Origin of the sequence: Allobosea sp. Tri-44 (assembly GCF_004123845.1) — a bacterium.
Lineage (GTDB): Bacteria > Pseudomonadota > Alphaproteobacteria > Rhizobiales > Beijerinckiaceae > Allobosea.
In genome coordinates, this window is record NZ_NBDP01000003.1 from 456,603 (window position 1) to 472,474 (window position 15,872).

The 15,872-nt window shown below is 66.5% G+C and carries 17 protein-coding genes and 1 tRNA gene; 7 read left to right on the plus strand and 11 right to left on the minus strand.

All coding sequences use genetic code 11. From position 1 onward, the window contains the following. Both B6S44_RS02280 and B6S44_RS02285 read right to left on the minus strand, forming a co-directional pair. Positions 1-996: a CorA family divalent cation transporter gene (locus B6S44_RS02280; RefSeq protein ID WP_164985691.1), complete on the minus strand. Its 996-nt coding sequence runs from the start codon at positions 994-996 to the stop codon at positions 1-3. Positions 997-1,070: 74 nt separating this feature from the next. Then, positions 1,071-2,054, minus strand: coding sequence for a glycoside hydrolase family 25 protein (locus B6S44_RS02285; protein WP_129155138.1), 984 nt, complete (start codon positions 2,052-2,054; stop codon positions 1,071-1,073). 104 nt (positions 2,055-2,158) lie between these two features. Between B6S44_RS02285 and B6S44_RS02290 the strand changes: the two genes are divergently transcribed. Further along, a complete protein-coding gene (locus B6S44_RS02290) occupies positions 2,159-2,878 on the plus strand; it encodes a CDP-alcohol phosphatidyltransferase family protein (protein WP_129155139.1) in 720 nt (239 codons plus the stop codon). Between the two features lie 3 nt (positions 2,879-2,881). Here B6S44_RS02290 and B6S44_RS02295 read toward each other — a convergent pair whose 3' ends face one another. The 4 genes from B6S44_RS02295 to B6S44_RS02310 all read right to left on the minus strand — a co-directional run bounded on the left by B6S44_RS02295 (position 2,882) and on the right by B6S44_RS02310 (position 5,957). Further along, positions 2,882-3,817, minus strand: coding sequence for a glycoside hydrolase family 25 protein (locus tag B6S44_RS02295; protein WP_248309395.1), 936 nt, complete (start codon positions 3,815-3,817; stop codon positions 2,882-2,884). Between the two features lie 77 nt (positions 3,818-3,894). Beyond that, positions 3,895-5,301: a magnesium transporter gene (gene mgtE, locus B6S44_RS02300; protein WP_129155140.1), complete on the minus strand. Its 1,407-nt coding sequence runs from the start codon at positions 5,299-5,301 to the stop codon at positions 3,895-3,897. A 179-nt stretch (positions 5,302-5,480) separates the two neighbouring features. Then, a tRNA-Leu gene (locus B6S44_RS02305) sits at positions 5,481-5,565 on the minus strand. A gap of 122 nt (positions 5,566-5,687) precedes the next feature. Continuing rightward, positions 5,688-5,957 carry a FliM/FliN family flagellar motor switch protein gene (locus tag B6S44_RS02310; protein WP_126110608.1) on the minus strand — a complete coding sequence of 90 codons (270 nt, stop codon included), beginning with the start codon at positions 5,955-5,957 and terminating at the stop codon, positions 5,688-5,690. A gap of 135 nt (positions 5,958-6,092) precedes the next feature. On the opposite strand from B6S44_RS02310, the gene lipB reads away from it, so the two are divergent. From lipB to B6S44_RS02325, 3 genes are all read left to right on the plus strand, one after another. Then, positions 6,093-6,797: a lipoyl(octanoyl) transferase LipB gene (gene lipB, locus B6S44_RS02315; protein ID WP_465246076.1), complete on the plus strand. Its 705-nt coding sequence runs from the start codon at positions 6,093-6,095 to the stop codon at positions 6,795-6,797. 40 nt (positions 6,798-6,837) lie between these two features. Then, complete coding sequence (locus B6S44_RS29605; RefSeq protein WP_206735062.1) at positions 6,838-7,062, plus strand: hypothetical protein; 225 nt, start codon at positions 6,838-6,840, stop codon at positions 7,060-7,062. A 103-nt stretch (positions 7,063-7,165) separates the two neighbouring features. Beyond that, positions 7,166-8,773, plus strand: a complete 1,608-nt coding sequence (locus B6S44_RS02325; protein WP_129155142.1) for a carboxyl transferase domain-containing protein — start codon at positions 7,166-7,168, stop codon at positions 8,771-8,773. Positions 8,774-8,803: 30 nt separating this feature from the next. On the opposite strand, the gene B6S44_RS02330 is transcribed toward B6S44_RS02325, so the two are convergent. Together B6S44_RS02330 and B6S44_RS02335 are read right to left on the minus strand one after the other, a co-directional pair. Beyond that, a complete protein-coding gene (locus B6S44_RS02330; protein WP_164985692.1) occupies positions 8,804-9,769 on the minus strand; it encodes a Bug family tripartite tricarboxylate transporter substrate binding protein in 966 nt (321 codons plus the stop codon). A 192-nt stretch (positions 9,770-9,961) separates the two neighbouring features. Then, positions 9,962-10,414 carry an Lrp/AsnC family transcriptional regulator gene (locus B6S44_RS02335; protein WP_129155144.1) on the minus strand — a complete coding sequence of 151 codons (453 nt, stop codon included), beginning with the start codon at positions 10,412-10,414 and terminating at the stop codon, positions 9,962-9,964. Between the two features lie 113 nt (positions 10,415-10,527). Between B6S44_RS02335 and B6S44_RS02340 the strand changes: the two genes are divergently transcribed. Then, positions 10,528-11,487 (plus strand): nucleoside recognition domain-containing protein, encoded by a 960-nt coding sequence (locus tag B6S44_RS02340; protein WP_129155145.1) that lies wholly within the window; start codon positions 10,528-10,530, stop codon positions 11,485-11,487. 65 nt (positions 11,488-11,552) lie between these two features. On the opposite strand, the gene B6S44_RS02345 is transcribed toward B6S44_RS02340, so the two are convergent. The 3 genes from B6S44_RS02345 to B6S44_RS02355 all read right to left on the minus strand — a co-directional run bounded on the left by B6S44_RS02345 (position 11,553) and on the right by B6S44_RS02355 (position 13,949). Then, positions 11,553-11,795, minus strand: coding sequence for a DUF6894 family protein (locus B6S44_RS02345; RefSeq protein WP_129155146.1), 243 nt, complete (start codon positions 11,793-11,795; stop codon positions 11,553-11,555). 53 nt (positions 11,796-11,848) lie between these two features. Beyond that, complete coding sequence (locus tag B6S44_RS02350) at positions 11,849-12,580, minus strand: Crp/Fnr family transcriptional regulator (RefSeq protein ID WP_129155147.1); 732 nt, start codon at positions 12,578-12,580, stop codon at positions 11,849-11,851. 277 nt (positions 12,581-12,857) lie between these two features. After that, complete coding sequence (locus B6S44_RS02355; protein ID WP_129155148.1) at positions 12,858-13,949, minus strand: Kelch repeat-containing protein; 1,092 nt, start codon at positions 13,947-13,949, stop codon at positions 12,858-12,860. A gap of 155 nt (positions 13,950-14,104) precedes the next feature. On the opposite strand from B6S44_RS02355, the gene B6S44_RS02360 reads away from it, so the two are divergent. After that, the gene (locus tag B6S44_RS02360; protein ID WP_129155149.1) at positions 14,105-14,866 is read left to right on the plus strand and encodes an SDR family oxidoreductase; all 762 of its coding nucleotides are present in this window, start codon (positions 14,105-14,107) and stop codon (positions 14,864-14,866) included. A gap of 171 nt (positions 14,867-15,037) precedes the next feature. Beyond that, positions 15,038-15,730 carry a cation efflux transmembrane domain-containing protein gene (locus tag B6S44_RS02365; protein ID WP_129155150.1) on the plus strand — a complete coding sequence of 231 codons (693 nt, stop codon included), beginning with the start codon at positions 15,038-15,040 and terminating at the stop codon, positions 15,728-15,730. The last annotated feature ends 142 nt before the right edge of the window (positions 15,731-15,872 follow it).

The following is a 15,872-nucleotide window of genomic DNA, read 5'->3' on the forward strand; positions in this document are numbered from 1 at the left end:
CTACCGCCCGATCACCCCGCGCCGGCGCAGCAGGAACAGGGTCAGCATCGAGGCGGCAAGGCAGGCGACGGCGACCAGCCCGGCGCCGAAATCCCATTCCACCCAGGGCAGCCCTTTCACATTGATGCCGAACAGGCCGGTGATGAAGGTCGCCGGCAGGAACAGCGCCGTCAGGATCGAGAGCGTATAGAGCTGCCGGTTGGTCTGGTTGGCCGAGCGCACCGCGATCTCGTCCTGGAGCAGGCGGGCGCGGTCCTGCACCGACTGGATGTCCTGGCGCAGCGTGTCGACCCGCAGCAGCAGCCGGAGCGCGCTCGCCCGCACCGTTTCCGGGGCCGAGCGTCCCGAGGGCGTCTCGGCGAAGCGCCGGAACAGCAGGTGCAGGCCGGCGAGCTGGCGATGCAGTTGCACGGCGGAGCGGCGGACGGCGCCGACGCGCTGCGGGCCATCCTCCAGCCTGTCGAGCAGGATCTGGTCCTCGATGCTGTCGATCTCGTCTGAAAGCCTGACGACCGCGTCGGTGACGTCGTCGATCAGGTATTCGATGATGTGCTCGAAGAGCTCGGCCGGGGAGGCGATCTGCTCGCCGGCATTCAGCGCCTCGACCGCCTTGCGGATCGATTGCAGCGCTTCGCGCCGGCCGGTCAGCAGGAAGCGCTCGCCGACCGCCCAGGCGAGCGTCCCGACATTGTCGGTGCGGTCGACGATGTCGCGGGTCAGGTCATGGGCGATGCCCCAGACCAGGCTGGCGGAATGGTCGAGCCGCTGATGCGTCTCGCGGGAGAGCAGGAGCTCGCGCGCCGCCGGCGGCAGCTCCTTGCGCTCGTCGATCCAAGCCTGGGCCCTGGTGTGGACGAGGTCGAGATGCAGCCAGACGAAACCTGCTTCCGGCGCAAGCGTCGGCAGTTCGTCGCGCGGCATGAGCGCGGGCGCGCCGTTCGCATCGAAGCGATAGGCCCAGACGATGCCCGTCTGCGATTGGAGATCCCGCAGCATCGACGCTTCGTATCCGTTTGATGTGGCAGTTGCCCGCATCAGCACCCGTCAGATGACGGTTTTGCGACGAGCGCCTAATCCCGGGCCAGCGAGCCCGTCGTTGCGACGTCAGCTCGCGCTGAGCGCGGAATCTTGCCGGGCGGTGCGAATTTCAGCGGCGTGTTGCCGGCGGCCTTCGGCGTCCTCAGCCCTGCCGGGGTGGCGGGTGGCTTGGGTGTGGTTGCGACCTTGGGCTCGTCGCCGCGCCATTTGCGGGCGCCGATGTCGAAGCGGCCCTCGCGCCAGGCGGCGAATTCGCGTTCCGTGCCGAAGAAGGCGTTGCGGTCGACGTCGCCGGTGATGCCGGGCACGCGACCCGTCGTGGTGAACTGCCAGAACTCCCACTGCTTGCGCTCATAGCGGTGCTTGAGCGGGGCGGCGGTCGAGCGCAGCCAGTAGGGGTGGTCGTTGAACTCGCCTTCGAGCACGTCCTCGTGGAAGGTGATGTCGGTGTAGATGATCGGCTTCTTGCCGGTGTGTTCCTGCAAGCCCCTGAGCATCTCACGGATCTTGGCGAGCGCCTTCTCGCGCGGAATCTTTTTGCCGCACTTCTCGGACTCGCCGTTCCATTCGACGTCGAGGACCGGGGGCAGGGCGTCCGGATCGCGCGGGATGTGGCGCTTGAACCAGCGCACCTGGTCCTTGGCCGGGCGGCACCAGTAGACGAAATGATAGGCGCTGCGCGGCACGCCGGCCGCCTTCGCTTCAGCCCAGTTGCGCCGGAAGCTCGGGTCGAGATGGTCGCCGCCCTCGGTCGCCTTGATGAAGGCGAAGCGGGTGCCGGCGTCCTTGACCCTGGCCCAGTCGATCTCGCCCTGCCAGCGCGAGATGTCGATGCCCTGGATCGAGCGCTGGCGCGCATCGCGTACCCCGGCATGGGGGGAGGCGTCGCCCTTCTTCGGGTAGAGCGCCAGCGCGGGCCCGGCGCAGAGCAGGCCGAGAACGGCCGCGGCAAACGCCTGCAACGGCAAAGCTGTGGCCGGCCGCGCTTCTGGACTGGTCTCAGCGCGCCGCGCCATGCTTGTCTCCCGTTCGCGAGGCAGGATAGGCGGCGGCCGGGTTAAGAGGTGGTTAGCATTCGAGTGGCCGGCTTCAGGCTTGGTTAACCGGCGGGAGGCTGGCGATGGACGATTCCGGTGGCGAGGGAAAAGACAGGGGCAGCCGGGTCCTGGCCTATGGCGTCCATGTGCTGACGGCGCTCGGCGCCGCGCTCGGATTGCTCGCGCTGCAGGCGGTTTTCGCCGGCGATCTGGCGCAGGCCTTCGCCTGGCTGGGCGTGGCGCTGGTTGTGGATGCGGTCGACGGGCCGCTGGCGCGGCGCTTTGCGGTCAAGAGCTACGCGAAGCGCTATGACGGCGCTCAGCTCGATCTCGTCGTCGACTTCGTCACCTATGTTTTCGTGCCGGCGGCGATGCTGCTGCGGCCGGAGGTGATGGCGCAGCCCTATGGGGTGATCGCCGGCCTCATCGTGACGCTGACGAGTGCGCTCTATTTCGCCGATACCGGCATGAAGACCGACGACTGGTGGTTCCGGGGCTTCCCGGCGGTCTGGAACATCGTCGTGTTCTATATTGTCGCCTTCGTGCCGCCGGCCTGGCTGGCGCTCGCTGTCATCCTGATCGCGACGGCGCTGATGTTCCTGCCGGTCGTGTTCGTGCACCCGGTGCGCGTGCGGCGCTGGCGCCGCCTCACCATGGCGATGCTGGCGCTATGGGCAGCCGCCGCGGCGGCGGCGCTCTGGCAGGGGATGGCGCCGGACGCCTGGAGCAAGGCCGGGCTGGCGCTGGCGGCCTGCTATTTTGTCGGGCTCGGCCTGGCGCGCGCCAGAGCGCAGCGCGGATAGGCGCTACTCGGATTCCGGTGCGGTCTCGTCGTCGACGACCTGGCCGATTGGCGCCGGCTGGAAGGCGGCGGCAGCGACGGGCCTGCTCGCGCCCGGCATTGTCGCCACCGGCGTATGCTCCGGGCCGGGGCTCGGTTGCGGCGGCACGCGGCGCTCGCGCGTCCAGGTGCGGGTGCCGATGTCGAAGCGGCCCTCGCGCCAGCCGGTGAACTCGCCCTCATTGCCATAGAAGGCGTTGCGGTCGACATCGCCCCTGATGCCGGGGATACGGCCGGTGGTGGTGAACTGCCAGAAGGCCCAGGGCCGGTTCTCGTAGCGCGTCTCGGGCTTCGCCGCGGTCGAGCGGATCCAGTAGGCGTAGTCGTTGAACTCGCCCTCCAGAATGTCCTTGTGGAAGGTGATGTCGGTGTAGATCACCGGCTTCTTGCCGGTGAGCTGCTCGAGCTCGGTCAGCATCAGCCGGATCTTCTCCAGCGCCAGCGAGCGCTCGACCTTCTTAGGGCAGGTCTTGGAGTGACCGTTCCATTCGAGATCGAGCACCGGCGGCAGCGCGTCGGGATCGTTCGGGATCTGCTGCTTGAACCAGATCGCCTGCTCGTGGGCCGGGCGGCACCAATAGACGAAATGATAGGCGCCGCGCGGCACGCCGGCGCGGCGGGCGCCTTCCCAGTTCCTTTGGAAGGCCGGGTCGACATGGTCGCCGCCCTCGGTCGCCTTGATGTAGACGAAGCGGGTGCCGGCGGCCTTGACCGAGGCCCAGTCGATCTCACCCTGCCAGCGCGAAATGTCGATGCCCTGGATCGGGTATTGCTTGGCAGCCTCGACGCCGGGATGCGGGCGCGCATCGCCCTTGGACGGGTAGTTGTCCAAGCCGACGCAGCCGCCCAAAGCCGTCAGGGCGGCAAGCAGCGCGAAAGGGGCGAGGGAAAGGGTTTTCATGCGGCGGGCGGTCATTTCCCGGACAATTAAGGAGAAAGCTTGACGCCCGGTTTACGTTACCGGTTTTTCCGCGGATGTCAGGTCAGACGCAGCAGCAATGTCGCGATGCCGAGGAAGGAGAAGAAGCCGACCACGTCGGTGATGGTGGTGACGAAGGTACCGGACGCGATCGCCGGGTCGATACCGGCCTTGTCGAGTGCCAGCGGCACGGCGACGCCGGCGAGCGCCGCGATGATCAGGGTCGCGACCATGGCGAGGCCGATGACGACGCCGAGCATGGGATTGCCGAACCAGAAACCGGCGACCACGGCGGTGATGAGCGCGAAGGCGACGCCGTTGAGCACGCCGACGATCATCTCGCGCCTAAAGAAGCGCCCCATGTTCCAGCCGCCGAGTTCGCCGGTGCCGAGCGCACGGACCGCCACCGTCATCGTCTGGGTCGCGGCATTGCCGCCCTGGCTGGCGACGATCGGCGCGAGCACGGCGAGCGCAACGAGCTTGCCGAGCTGTTCCTCGAACATCGCCATCACGGAGGCGCTGACGAAGGCGGCGATCAAACTGATGAAGCGCCAGCGGAAGCGGCCGAGCGCGACCTGGCGCACCGAGTCGGAAATCTCTTCCTCCGCGTCGACGCCGGCGAGCTGCTTGACGTCGTCGTCACCGGCCTCCTCGATCACGTCGACGATGTCGTCGATGGTCATGACGCCGACCAGGCGGCCGGCCGCATCGATCACGGGGGCCGCGACGAGATTGTAGCGCTGGAACATGCGCGCCACATCCTCGACGTCGTCGGTCGCCTGCACGACGCGGCGATCGTCCTCGACGAGATCGGCGACGCTGACCGGACGCTTGCTGCGCAGCAGCTGGTCTAGCCTGACGGTGCCGACGAAGTGGTGGCTTGGGTCGGCGACAAAGATCTCAAAGAAGCGCTCGGGCAGATCTTGCGTCTCGCGCAGGAAGTCGATGGTGTGGCCGACGGTCCAGAACGGCGGCACCGCGATCACCTCGGGCTGCATGCGTCGGCCGGCCGAGCCTTCGGGATAATCGAGGCCCTGCTGCAGCACCGTCCGCTCGGCCGGTGTCAGCTTGTCCAGGATCTCGCGCTTGTCGGCCTCGTCGAGGTCTTCGAGGATATAGACCGCGTCGTCGGTATCGAGATCGCGCACGCCCTCGGCGACGGTCTCAGGCGAGAGCTCCTCGAGAATCTCCTCGCGGACGGCATCGTCGACCTCGGTCAGCGCGGTGAAGTCGAAATCGCCGCCGAGCAGGGAGATCAGCTTCGGCCGCTCCTCGGCGTCGAGCGCCTCGATCAGATCGCCGAGATCGGCCTCGTGCAGTTCGGCAACGAGCTTGCGCAAGGTGGTGACGTCGGAGAGCAGGACGGCTTGCGAGACCTGTTCGACGAATCCGGCGTCGATTGCGCCGTCCTCGTCACGGATCTGCCGCTCCAGCGTCTCGTCCGGAGCGTGCTCGGCTTCCACCATGAGTCGCTCCGCGATTCGAGGAGAGGGGATTGGGGGCAGGAGAGTCGCGCCGGAGCGCGTCAGCGCCCTTGTGTCAGCGCTGTCGTTACAAGGCAACGCGCGGAGAGCGAATTCGATGCAATCGCAACGAAAAACGGCGACCCTTGCGGATCGCCGTTTCCTGGGCTTTCGCCCTAAACTGGTGCGGTCAAGAGGACTCGAACCTCCACGGGTCTCCCCGCTACCACCTCAAGGTAGTGCGTCTACCAATTCCGCCATGACCGCAGCGGCTCTTAAGGTCACTGCGCGATGGCCGTGAACTCCGGAGCGGCGCGGGTCTAGCAAATCAGGTTCCCGGCTACAAGAGCTGCGATCAGGAAAAACGTAACGGCTGTGGGAAGGGAGGCTCAAGCCGCGTCGGCGACGGTTTCGAGCGAGTAGACGGTCGGCCGCTTCAGCATCTCGGTGATCTCGACCGAGATTCTCGTTCCGGCGACGACGACATGGCCCTTGGCGAAGGGATGGTTGTTGGCGAGGATCTGGACCTCGTCGTTCTCGGTCGCGTTGAGCTCGATGATCGCGCCACGGCCCATGCGCAGCAATTTGTAGATCGGCATCTGCGCCGAGCCGAGCACCACCGTCAGCTCTACCGCGACGTGATCGAGATCAGCCTTCAAAACCCGCCTCCGCAGACCTACTTCAAAATGATTCCACGAACTTGCCAGCGACGCGGAAACCGGCGCATGAGCAGCGGCGAAGCGATCGGACGCCGCACCGGTTGCCAAGAGTTGAACAAACTAGGTTAAGCCATAGTGAAGACGCGCGAGGCGCTGTCGGTCTCGTTCCTGCCGGAGGCGGGTTCAGAGCCGGTCGAATGGGTGATCGCCGACGCGCCGGTCGGCTATGAAGCGGCCGTCGCCGAGATGGAAGCGCGCGCCGCACTGATCGCGGACGGCGTTGCGCGCGAGCGGGTTTGGCTGGTCGAACACCCGGCGCTCTATACCGCCGGCACCTCGGCCAAGGACGGGGACCTGCTGACGCCGGAGCGTTTTCCGGTGCACCGGACCGGGCGGGGCGGGCAGTTCACCTATCATGGCCCCGGCCAGCGCGTGGCTTACGTGATGCTCGACCTGAAACGGCGGGAGCCGGATCTGCGCCGTTTCGTCTCCGCGCTGGAGGCCTGGCTGATCGGCACGCTCGCCGCCTTCAACATCCGTGGCGAGCGGCGCGAGGAGCGCGTCGGTGTCTGGGTGCGTCGCCCCGAGAAAGGGACGGATGCCGAGGACAAGATCGCCGCGCTGGGCATTCGCGTCCGGCGCTGGGTCTCGTTCCACGGCATCTCGCTCAATGTCGAGCCGGAGCTGGCGCATTTCGACGGCATCGTGCCCTGCGGCGTCTCCGACCAGGGCGTGACCTCGCTGGTCGATCTCGGTTTGCCGGTGGCCATGCCGGAGGTCGACAGCGCGCTAAGGGCGCAGTTCGAGCAGATTTTCGGTCCGACGGTCGCGGTTTCCTGAGGTTTACCTTTCGTTGACCATCCGCCGGGATGCTTGCCCCGTGACATCAACCACGGGGACGATGATGACGAGGATCATCTTCGCGGGCTGCCTGGCGGCCCTGCTTTCAGCCTGTTCGACCACCGAGGAACGCATTGCTGGCGCTGCGGCTGGTGCCGGCACGGGCGCGATCATCGGCGGGCCGATCGGCGCCGTCGCGGGCGGGGCGGTCGGCGCATTCGCCGCTCCGACCGTAACGGGGTCGGTCAAGCGGATGCGCGAATAGCGCTGCGTCGTTTCGCGCACGGCGCATCTGCGCGCCGTCGCCTGTTTGCCTTTTGGGCGCGGCGCGCCATAACCGGGCGAGAATTATCGCAAGGGAGCGCGCCGTGGCGGTCATCGAGAGCAAGGTCGATCTGAATTCGGCCGAGGCGCGCGCCAACACGCAAGCCTGGAGCGTGCTGCGCGAGCAATTGACGGAGCGGCGCGCCACCGCCGCGCTTGGCGGCAACGCCCGCTCGCGCGAGCGCCACACGGCGCGCGGCAAGCTGCTGCCGCGTGAACGCGTGCTGCGCCTGCTCGATCCCGGCTCGGCCTTCCTCGAGATCGGCTCGCTCGCCGCCTTCGACATGTACGACAAGGACGTGCACGGCGCCGGCATGATCGCCGGCATCGGCCGCGTCGCCGGGCGCGAGGTGATGGTCGTCTGCAACGACGCCACCATCAAGGGCGGCACCTATTACCCGATGACGGTGAAGAAGCACCTTCGCGCCCAGGAGATCGCGCGCGAGAACAATCTGCCCTGCATCTACCTGGTCGATTCGGGCGGTGCGAACCTGCCGCACCAGACCGAGGTCTTCCCCGACCGCGAGCATTTCGGCCGGATCTTCTACAATCAGGCGACACTGTCGGGCCTCGGCATTCCGCAGGTCGCGGTGGTGATGGGCTCCTGCACCGCCGGCGGCGCCTATGTGCCGGCGATGTCGGACGAGACGGTGATCGTCCGCAACCAGGGCACTATTTTTCTGGGCGGCCCGCCGCTGGTGAAGGCCGCGACCGGCGAGGTCGTCTCGGCCGAAGACCTTGGCGGTGCCGACGTCCATGCCAGGCTCTCGGGCGTCGCCGATCATTATGCCGGCGACGACACCCATGCGCTCGCGATCGCGCGGCGGATCGCCAGCAATTTCAACAGCGTCAAGCGGCCGGACATCGACATCGCCGAGGCGGTCGAGCCGCTCTATGGCGCCGACGAGCTCGAGTCGGTGGTGCCGACCGACCTGAAGAAGCAGTACGATGCCCGCGAGGTCATCGCCCGGCTGGTGGACGGCTCGGAGCTCGACGAGTTCAAGCCGCTCTACGGCTCGACCCTGGTCACCGGCTTCGCCCGTATCCACGGCATCCCGGTCGGCATCCTGGCCAATAACGGCATCCTGTTCTCGGAGAGCGCGCTCAAGGGCGCGCATTTCATCGAGCTCTGCTGCCAGCGCCGCATCCCGCTGCTGTTCCTGCAGAACATCACCGGCTTCATGGTCGGGCGCGAGGCCGAGACGCGCGGCATCGCCAAGGACGGCGCCAAGCTGGTGACGGCGGTCGCCTCGGCGCGGGTGCCGAAGATCACCGTGCTGGTCGGCGGCTCGTTCGGCGCCGGCAATTACGGTATGTGCGGGCGCGCCTACTCGCCGCGCTTCCTGTTCGCCTGGCCGAACTCGAAGGTCTCGGTGATGGGCGCCGAGCAGGCGGCGAGTGTGCTCGCGACCGTGCGCGGCGACAATCTCGAAGCCGAGGGCAAGCCCTGGACGGCCGAGGACGCCGAAGCCTTCAAGGCGCCGATCCGCGACAAGATCGAGGCCGAGGGCTCGCCCTATTACGCCACCGCCCGGCTCTGGGACGACGGCATCATCCTGCCCTCGGAGACCCGCCGCGTGCTGGCGCTCGCCTTCTCCGCCTGCCTCAACGCCGAGGTGCCGGAGACGCGGTTCGGCGTGTTCAGGATGTGAGAGCGCGGCGGGCGGCCGCCGCGCTCTTCGTCAATTCTTGGTCAGCCCGAGCTCCTTCAGCACGCCGTTGCCGCGCTCGGTGAAGGCCTTCACATAGGCGGCGAATTCCTCCGGCTTGTCCCAGACCGGGGTGATGCCGCGATCGGCCATGCCCTTGCGGACATCCTCGCGCTGCATGGTGCGCTGGGCGGCGTCGAACAGGATCTTGCGGCGGTCGGCCGGCACGCCCTTGGGCGCGGCGAGCGCGAACCAGTTCTGATAGGTCCAGTCGAGCCCGGCCTCCTTGGCGCTCGGCACGTCCGGGAAGTTCGGGTGGCGCTCCTCGGTCATCAGCAGGATGGTGCGCACGCGGCCCGCTTCCAGCATGGCCTTGGCTTCGATCGGCGAGCCGGTGAAGACCTGGAGGCCGCCGGCGACGAGATCCTGCAAAGCAGGGGCGCCGCCATTGCTCGGCACCCAGCGCACGGCGTCGGGCGCGATGCCGGCTGCCTTCAGAATGCCGCCCGAGGCGATATGCCAGGAGCCGCCGACGCCGGTGCCGGACGCCATGATCGACCCCTTCGGACTCTCCTTGACCGCCCTGAGATAATCGGCCGCGGTCTTCCACGGGCTGTCGGCCTTGACGGTGATCCCAGCCGGGATCAGCGATACCCGCGAGAACATGTCGATCGAGTCAGGCGTGAGATCGCCGAGGCCGAGCGACTTGAAGAAGGAGATCTCCGGGCTGACGCCGCCGATGGTGTAGCCGTCCGCCGTGGCGGTCGAGATCGCAGTATGGCCGGTGATCCCGCCGCCGCCGGTGCGGTTGACGACGTTGACCGGCTGCTTCAGCTCGGCCTCCAGCCCATTGGCGAAGATGCGCATCACCGAATCCATGCCGCCGCCGGCCGCCCAGGGCACGATCAATTGCACCGGCCGATCCGGAAAGGCGAAGGCCGGCATTGCGCCGGCCGTGAGCGCAGCCAGAGCCAGCGCGAGCTTGCGGAACCCCTTCATCATAATCCTCCCATGCTTGTCGCTTGTTCTTGCATGCAAGGAGTAGAGCGCTCTCGGGCGAGCGGCAAGAGTGTATGCGGAATTTTGTATGCAGGATATCGCGGCGCGGATCTGCATGGCGGTGGTCGTCTTGCGGCGATGGCGATGCAGAAGCCGCTCGGCGGGTGAAGTACCTGGCCGACGGTCGTCCGATCAGAGCGGAACCGTCGTCGTCTCTTTCGCGGTCTTGTTGACGACCATGGTGTAGTAGCGCGTCACGTTGCTGCCTTCGCCGAACAGGAGCTCGCAGAGCGCCGTCACCTCGTCCATGTCGGCGACGCGCAGCATCAGGATCACGTCGGTCTGGCCGGTGACGCCATAGGCCTGGACGACAGCGGGCTGTCGCGCCGCCAGCTCCAGGAACTGCCGCCGGCTCGGCTCGTCATGCCGGGCGAGCTCGACGGTGATGATCACCTTGAGGCCCTTGCCGGTCCTAGCGGGATCGAGGATCGCGACGGTGCGCAGGATCAGCCCGGCCGCTTCCAGCCGGCGGATCCGCCGCAGGCAGCTCGACGGCGCAAGGCCCACTTCCTCGGCCAGCTGCGCGTTGGTGCGCGAGGCGTCGGCCTGGAGCAGGTTCAGGAGCTTTCTGTCGATGCGATCCATCGCGGCCATTCCTTCGCCTGTCGTGCAATAAAATTGCACGAAGTCGACGATTTTGACCACCGCCGCGCATGCATCGGCGCTAGTTTCCCAGCGTCAATCGAGGACCACCGCCGATGCCGCTGCAAACCCAGTTTTACCGCAAGACACTGGAGACGCTGGCCGTCTACCGCGAGCTGGTGGTGATCATGGTTCCGATCGCCGTGGGGACGCAGGCTTTGACCGAGCTCGGTGTGATCAAGGCAGTCGCGCCCTGGCTCGCGCCGGCGATGGGGCTGTTCGGCTTGCCGCCGGAGCTGGCGCTGGCCTGGCTGACGGGGTTGCTGGTCGGGATGTGGGGCGCCGTGGTCGTCCTGTTCACGCTCGTGCCGATGACGGCGCTCAGCACCGCCGACATGACCGTGTTCTCCAGCCTGCTCCTGATGGCGCATGCCATTCCGGTCGAGCAGCGCATCGTCGCCAGGGCCGGGCCGAGTTTCTGGACGACCTCGATCTTACGCATCGCCGGGGCGATGGCCTTCGCCGCGCTGCTGCACCAGCTCTTTTCGGCGACGGGCTGGCTGTCGCAACCGATCGCCCCGGTCTGGAAGCCCATGGCGGGCGAGGGCGGCTGGATCGGCTTCGCCTATGGCACCGCCAAGACGCTGGTCGTGATGCTCGGGGTCCTGCTCGCCCTGTCCTGGGCGATGGAACTGCTCAGGGCCGCCGGCATTCTCGACGTGCTCTACAAGGCGCTCGCCCCGCTGTTCCGGCTGGTCGGCCTGCGCCAGGAGGCGTTGCCCTTCACCACTGTCGGCCTGCTGCTCGGCATTTCCTATGGCAGCGGATTGATGCTGGCGGAGGTACGCCGGCAGCCGATCGAACCGCGCCAGGTCTTCCTCGCCAGCGTCTTCATGGGCTTCGCCCACAGCCTGATCGAGGACACATTGGTCGTAGTCGCATTGGGCGCCGACCTGACCAGCGTGCTGTTCGGGCGGCTGCTCTTTGCGATCGTCGCGACGGCGGCCGTCGCCTTTGTCCTTGAGCGGTTTTCGGGTGCGCCGATGGCGCAGGGTAACTCCGCGAGCCGGTCCTAGTTGCGTCAGGTAAGCTGGTCACCTCCTGCTCAGCCGTTTGGACGCTTCCGACGAGCTTTCGGCGTCTAGGCTTGCGGAATCTCAGCGCCTTCCAAATTCAAGCCGGCGCGATAAAACGGCCTGCCATACTCGTCGCGAACCACGACGCGCAGGCCGATATTGTCAGAGATAGGTAGCTTCTCGCCGATCATTACGGCCAGGATCGCGTGTGCGGCATTTTTTGCGCTCTCGCGGTCAGGAAAGTCGACGCCTTCGTCGTCTGCGTCGGCAGCCGTGCCATCATCGGTGTCGAAATAGAAGCGTGCCATGTTCGCAGAATGCCGTTGCCCGCCCTGTGTTCCCCGCCTGGCGGGAAAAACCTCTACTTCTTCAAAAGAGGCAGGTGGAGATAGTTCGGATCGAAGTCGGCCCGATCACTCAACTCTTTCCAATTTAGCACGCGAAGCTGGCCGGCGCGAATTTCGACCAGCTTTGCCCGCCGCAGCTCCCGCAGCTTCTTGTTGATGTGAACGGTCGACAAACCGAGAGCATCGCCGATTTCGGTCTGCGTCAGCGGCATAACGCAGGTCACCCCGTCAGAAAGGCCTATCGACCTCATTCGGGTGATGTATTCGCAGAGGAAGTGGGCGATACGCGCCGGCGCGCTGCGTTTACCGATACTGGCGGTCCAGCCCCGCAGGATCGCGGTTTCGATCAGGACTTCCAGCCAGAACGCTCTCGAAAGCTCATAAGATTGCTGCAGCGCCTGTTTGATCGCCGAATGGGGAATGAAGCCGACCGTTGCAGCTGAAATCGTTCCGACGGTGTGGTCCATGACGTCGATATGGATCGACTGCAGATCCGGGATGTCGCCCGGCATGTGTAGGGATAATATCTGCCGGCCGCCATCCTTGATGACCTTGTATCGGCAGAGCAATCCATCGATGACGATGCAGCATTGATTGTTATGCCGACCCTCCAGGATGATATCCTTGCGGGCTTCATAGCGCCTTATGGTGATCGGGAGCCCGAGAAGGGTGCTTTTGTCGGAAAGGGAGAGAGCGGACCGCGCTTCCAGCTTTCTGGTCAGGACGTCCAGGATCTGCGACCGCATCAGCGGAATCCGATACGCAACCCAGTGACGGGTACGGCCGCGGGCCGTTCCATGCCGGCAGTGAGCAGAGCGATTCTCGGCGCAGTCATTCGCCCTTGGTAGTCGGGGCCATTTGCCTGCGGGATGTCATTTGACAAGTATGCCGGCTCGCGATCGCGCGCGCCGCGAAAACCCACGGGCGCCTGCGGGAAACGCAGGTTCGCCGGCCGCTAAGACTGCCGTTCCATTGTCGAACGAGTATCGTCGCCCTTCGGGTGAGGTAGGCCGCCGCCGATCCCTATCCCAGACTGAACGCCTCGTGGATGGCGCTCTGCACGCCGCCGCCCATGATCGGGCCGCCGCCGGCGACGTGGATGGCGTCGCCGACCAGCGCGGCGCCCAACCCGTGGCGCGGCGTCAGCATCGGGGCGAACTGCTCCCAGCCGTCGCTGGCGGGGTCATAGGCCTCCATCTGGCCGAAGACGCGGTTGGTGCCTTCGCCGCCCATGATGAAGACCTTGCCGCGATAGAGCACGGCGCCATGGCCGGAGCGCGCTGTCGGCAGCGGGTTGCGCGGCGCCCATTTGTCGGCCGCCGGATCATAGGCGTGGTGCAGGTTCGAATTGGTGTGAAAGCTGTCGACGCGCCCGCCGATGACGTGGATCAGGTTGCCGATGGCGAGCGTGCCGGTGTGGTCGCGCGCCGTCGGCATCGGCGTGCGCTCGCTCCAGGCATCGGCCTTGGGATCGTAGACGCGGTGCCAGTTGACCGAGGTCTTGGTGTCGGTGGTGTCGCCGATGGCGCCGCCGATCGAATATAGCAGGCCATTCAGCCCGACGATCGCGGCCGAGCCGATCGGGCGGGCCAGGGGCGCGATCTCCGCCCATTTGTCCGTCTTGGGATCATAGACGAAGCAGCGCGGATGCGGCTTGCGGTTCTGCTCGAGGAAGCCGCCGATGGCGTAGAGTTTTCCATCGAGGAAGGCGACGCCGACATGGTTGGCGCCTTGGGGCAGGGGCGCGCCGTCAGCCCATTTGTCGGCCTTGGGCTCGTAGACGTGATGATAGGGCCGGTCGGTGCGCTGCTCGCCATAGCCGCCGACGATATGCATGCGATCGTCAAAGGCTGCCGCCCAGGCCATTTCCGAGCGCGGCAGCGGCAGCAGGGCCTTGGGCTGCCAGCGGCCGGGATTGGCGGCCTTGGCCGCCGGTGAATCGAAGACGTTCTGCGAGGCGGCGAGCTCGGGCTTGCCGATGCGGCCGGGCTGGTTCAGCCGCTCGTAATGGCCGCCATGCTGCTCATGGCCGGGCTGCTGGGCGAGAGAGGGGGCGGGGGCGGCGAGCCCCGCGGCCCCGGCGGCGATGAAACTGCGGCGGCTCAGGCTGGTCATGATGCATCCTCCCTCGCTAGAACTGTAGGACAGACGCTGCGTCAGGCAAGCGCAGGCGCGGAGCCGGTTTGCCGGAAAAGCGGTTCCGTATACTGCATGCGCTGCTATGGTGCGGCACCTGAAACGGTTGAAATAGCGGTAAGGCGAGGAAGCGCATGTCTGGGCATAACAAGGTCGCGATCATCACCGGTGCCGGCTCGGGCGTCGGTCGGGCTGTCGCCATCGCCTTCCTGAAGGACGGCTATCGCACTGTGCTGGCCGGGCGCCGCGCCGATGCGCTGGAAGAGACGATCACGCTCTCGGGCGCCCCGGCCGAGCAGGCGCTCGCGGTCTCGACCGACGTGACCGACAAGAAGTCCGTCGAGGCGCTGTTCGCCAAGACCAAGGACAAGTTCGGCCGGGTCGACGTGCTGTTCAACAATGCCGGCGTCAATGCGCCAGGCGGCGTGCTGCTCGAGGACCTCTCGCTGGAAGACTGGCAGAGGGTGGTCGACACCAATCTGACCGGCCCGTTCCTGTGCACGCAGGAGGCCTTCAAGGTGATGAAGTCGCAGGAGCCGCGCGGCGGGCGCATCATCAACAACGGCTCGATCTCGGCGCAGGTGCCGCGGCCGAATTCGGCGGCCTACACCGCGACCAAGCACGCCATCTCCGGACTGACCAAGACCGCCTCGCTCGACGGGCGCAAATACGACATCGCCGTCGGCCAGGTCGATATCGGCAACGCGCTGACCGAGATGGCCAAGAAGATGACCACCGGCGTGCCGCAGCCGGACGGCTCGATCAAGGTCGAGCCGGTGATGGATGTCGACCATGTCGCGACCACCGTGCTGCACATGGCCGGCCTGCCGCTCGACGCCAACATCCTGTTCGTCACGGTGATGGCGACGAAGGCCCCGCTCGTCGGGCGCGGGTGAGCGGGCGGTTCCGCAAGCGCCACCGCCGTGAGCGGCGACCCGCTGTCGTCATGGTCGGGCCAGTCCCGGCCAGCGACGGCTTGCGATGAGCGTTTTTTGCGCGACACTGCCCGGGGCGGCCCGGGAGTGCCTCGCTTGTCAGCCTTCGATGCGTCGGAACGGGATCAAGACGTGGATGGTCGGGACAAGCCCGACCATGACGGGGAGGGCGCTCGCATCGAGAGCGAGCCCGGCCATGCCGCGCCGGTCGATCCCAGGGTTGGGCGCGCCTATCGGCTGACGATCTGGGGCATCGCACTCGGCATCCTGATCTTTGCCGGCAATGTCGTGCTCTGGGCGCTCGCGGTCGGCAACAACCAGCTGTTCAAGGACGGCGTCGATTGGGTTTACGACGTTGCGCTCTACGGCATCGCCGCTGTGGTCTTCGGGCGCGACGAGCGGGCTGAGAAGCTGGCTGCGCTCGGCATCGGGGCGGTGATGGCAGTCGCGGGCTTCCACACGCTCTACGACCTCTGGGACAAGATCCTGCGGCCGCGGCCGATCGAGCTCTTCACGCTCGGCTTCTCGGCGGCGAGCGCGATCCTGATCGCCTATCTGATCATCGGCGTGCTCTGGCGTTTTCGGGGCGAGTCCAATCCGGTGATCAAGGCGACCTGGCTGTCCTCGCGCAACGATGCGATCTCGACGACCGGCTTCGCGCTGCTCGGCCTCGGCGCGCGGCTCTTGCCGGTGCGCTGGCCGGAATACCTGTTCGATGTCTTCGTCGCCTTCCTCTGCTTCCAGGCGACCTGGGCGATCTGGCGCGCGACCAGACAGTCGCAAAACCAGACGAAAGTCGAAGCAAAAGAAGAATATTCTTCGTAGACCAAGGTCGTACGACTGGCTTGTTCTGCGCTACGCGCGAACAAAAAAATCCTGTCCGGCTTCTCCTGCAGAGGCTGTGGCGAAATCATGGCAACCCCTGCAATTCATGCCGAACGGTGCCGATATCCCGGCCCTTCGGCGC

Bases quoted from the DNA above. Each gene is read 5' to 3' on its own strand.
- B6S44_RS02280 (WP_164985691.1), bottom strand. From the start codon at position 996: ATGCTGCGGGATCTCCAATCGCAGACGGGCATCGTCTGGGCCTATCGC.
- B6S44_RS02285 (WP_129155138.1), bottom strand. From the start codon at position 2,054: ATGGCGCGGCGCGCTGAGACCAGTCCAGAAGCGCGGCCGGCCACAGCT.
- B6S44_RS02290 (WP_129155139.1), top strand. From the start codon at position 2,159: ATGGACGATTCCGGTGGCGAGGGAAAAGACAGGGGCAGCCGGGTCCTG.
- B6S44_RS02295 (WP_248309395.1), bottom strand. From the start codon at position 3,817: ATGAAAACCCTTTCCCTCGCCCCTTTCGCGCTGCTTGCCGCCCTGACG.
- mgtE (WP_129155140.1), bottom strand. From the start codon at position 5,301: ATGGTGGAAGCCGAGCACGCTCCGGACGAGACGCTGGAGCGGCAGATC.
- B6S44_RS02330 (WP_164985692.1), bottom strand. From the start codon at position 9,769: ATGAAGGGGTTCCGCAAGCTCGCGCTGGCTCTGGCTGCGCTCACGGCC.
- B6S44_RS02335 (WP_129155144.1), bottom strand. From the start codon at position 10,414: ATGGATCGCATCGACAGAAAGCTCCTGAACCTGCTCCAGGCCGACGCC.
- B6S44_RS02340 (WP_129155145.1), top strand. From the start codon at position 10,528: ATGCCGCTGCAAACCCAGTTTTACCGCAAGACACTGGAGACGCTGGCC.
- B6S44_RS02345 (WP_129155146.1), bottom strand. From the start codon at position 11,795: ATGGCACGCTTCTATTTCGACACCGATGATGGCACGGCTGCCGACGCA.
- B6S44_RS02350 (WP_129155147.1), bottom strand. From the start codon at position 12,580: ATGCGGTCGCAGATCCTGGACGTCCTGACCAGAAAGCTGGAAGCGCGG.
- B6S44_RS02355 (WP_129155148.1), bottom strand. From the start codon at position 13,949: ATGACCAGCCTGAGCCGCCGCAGTTTCATCGCCGCCGGGGCCGCGGGG.
- B6S44_RS02360 (WP_129155149.1), top strand. From the start codon at position 14,105: ATGTCTGGGCATAACAAGGTCGCGATCATCACCGGTGCCGGCTCGGGC.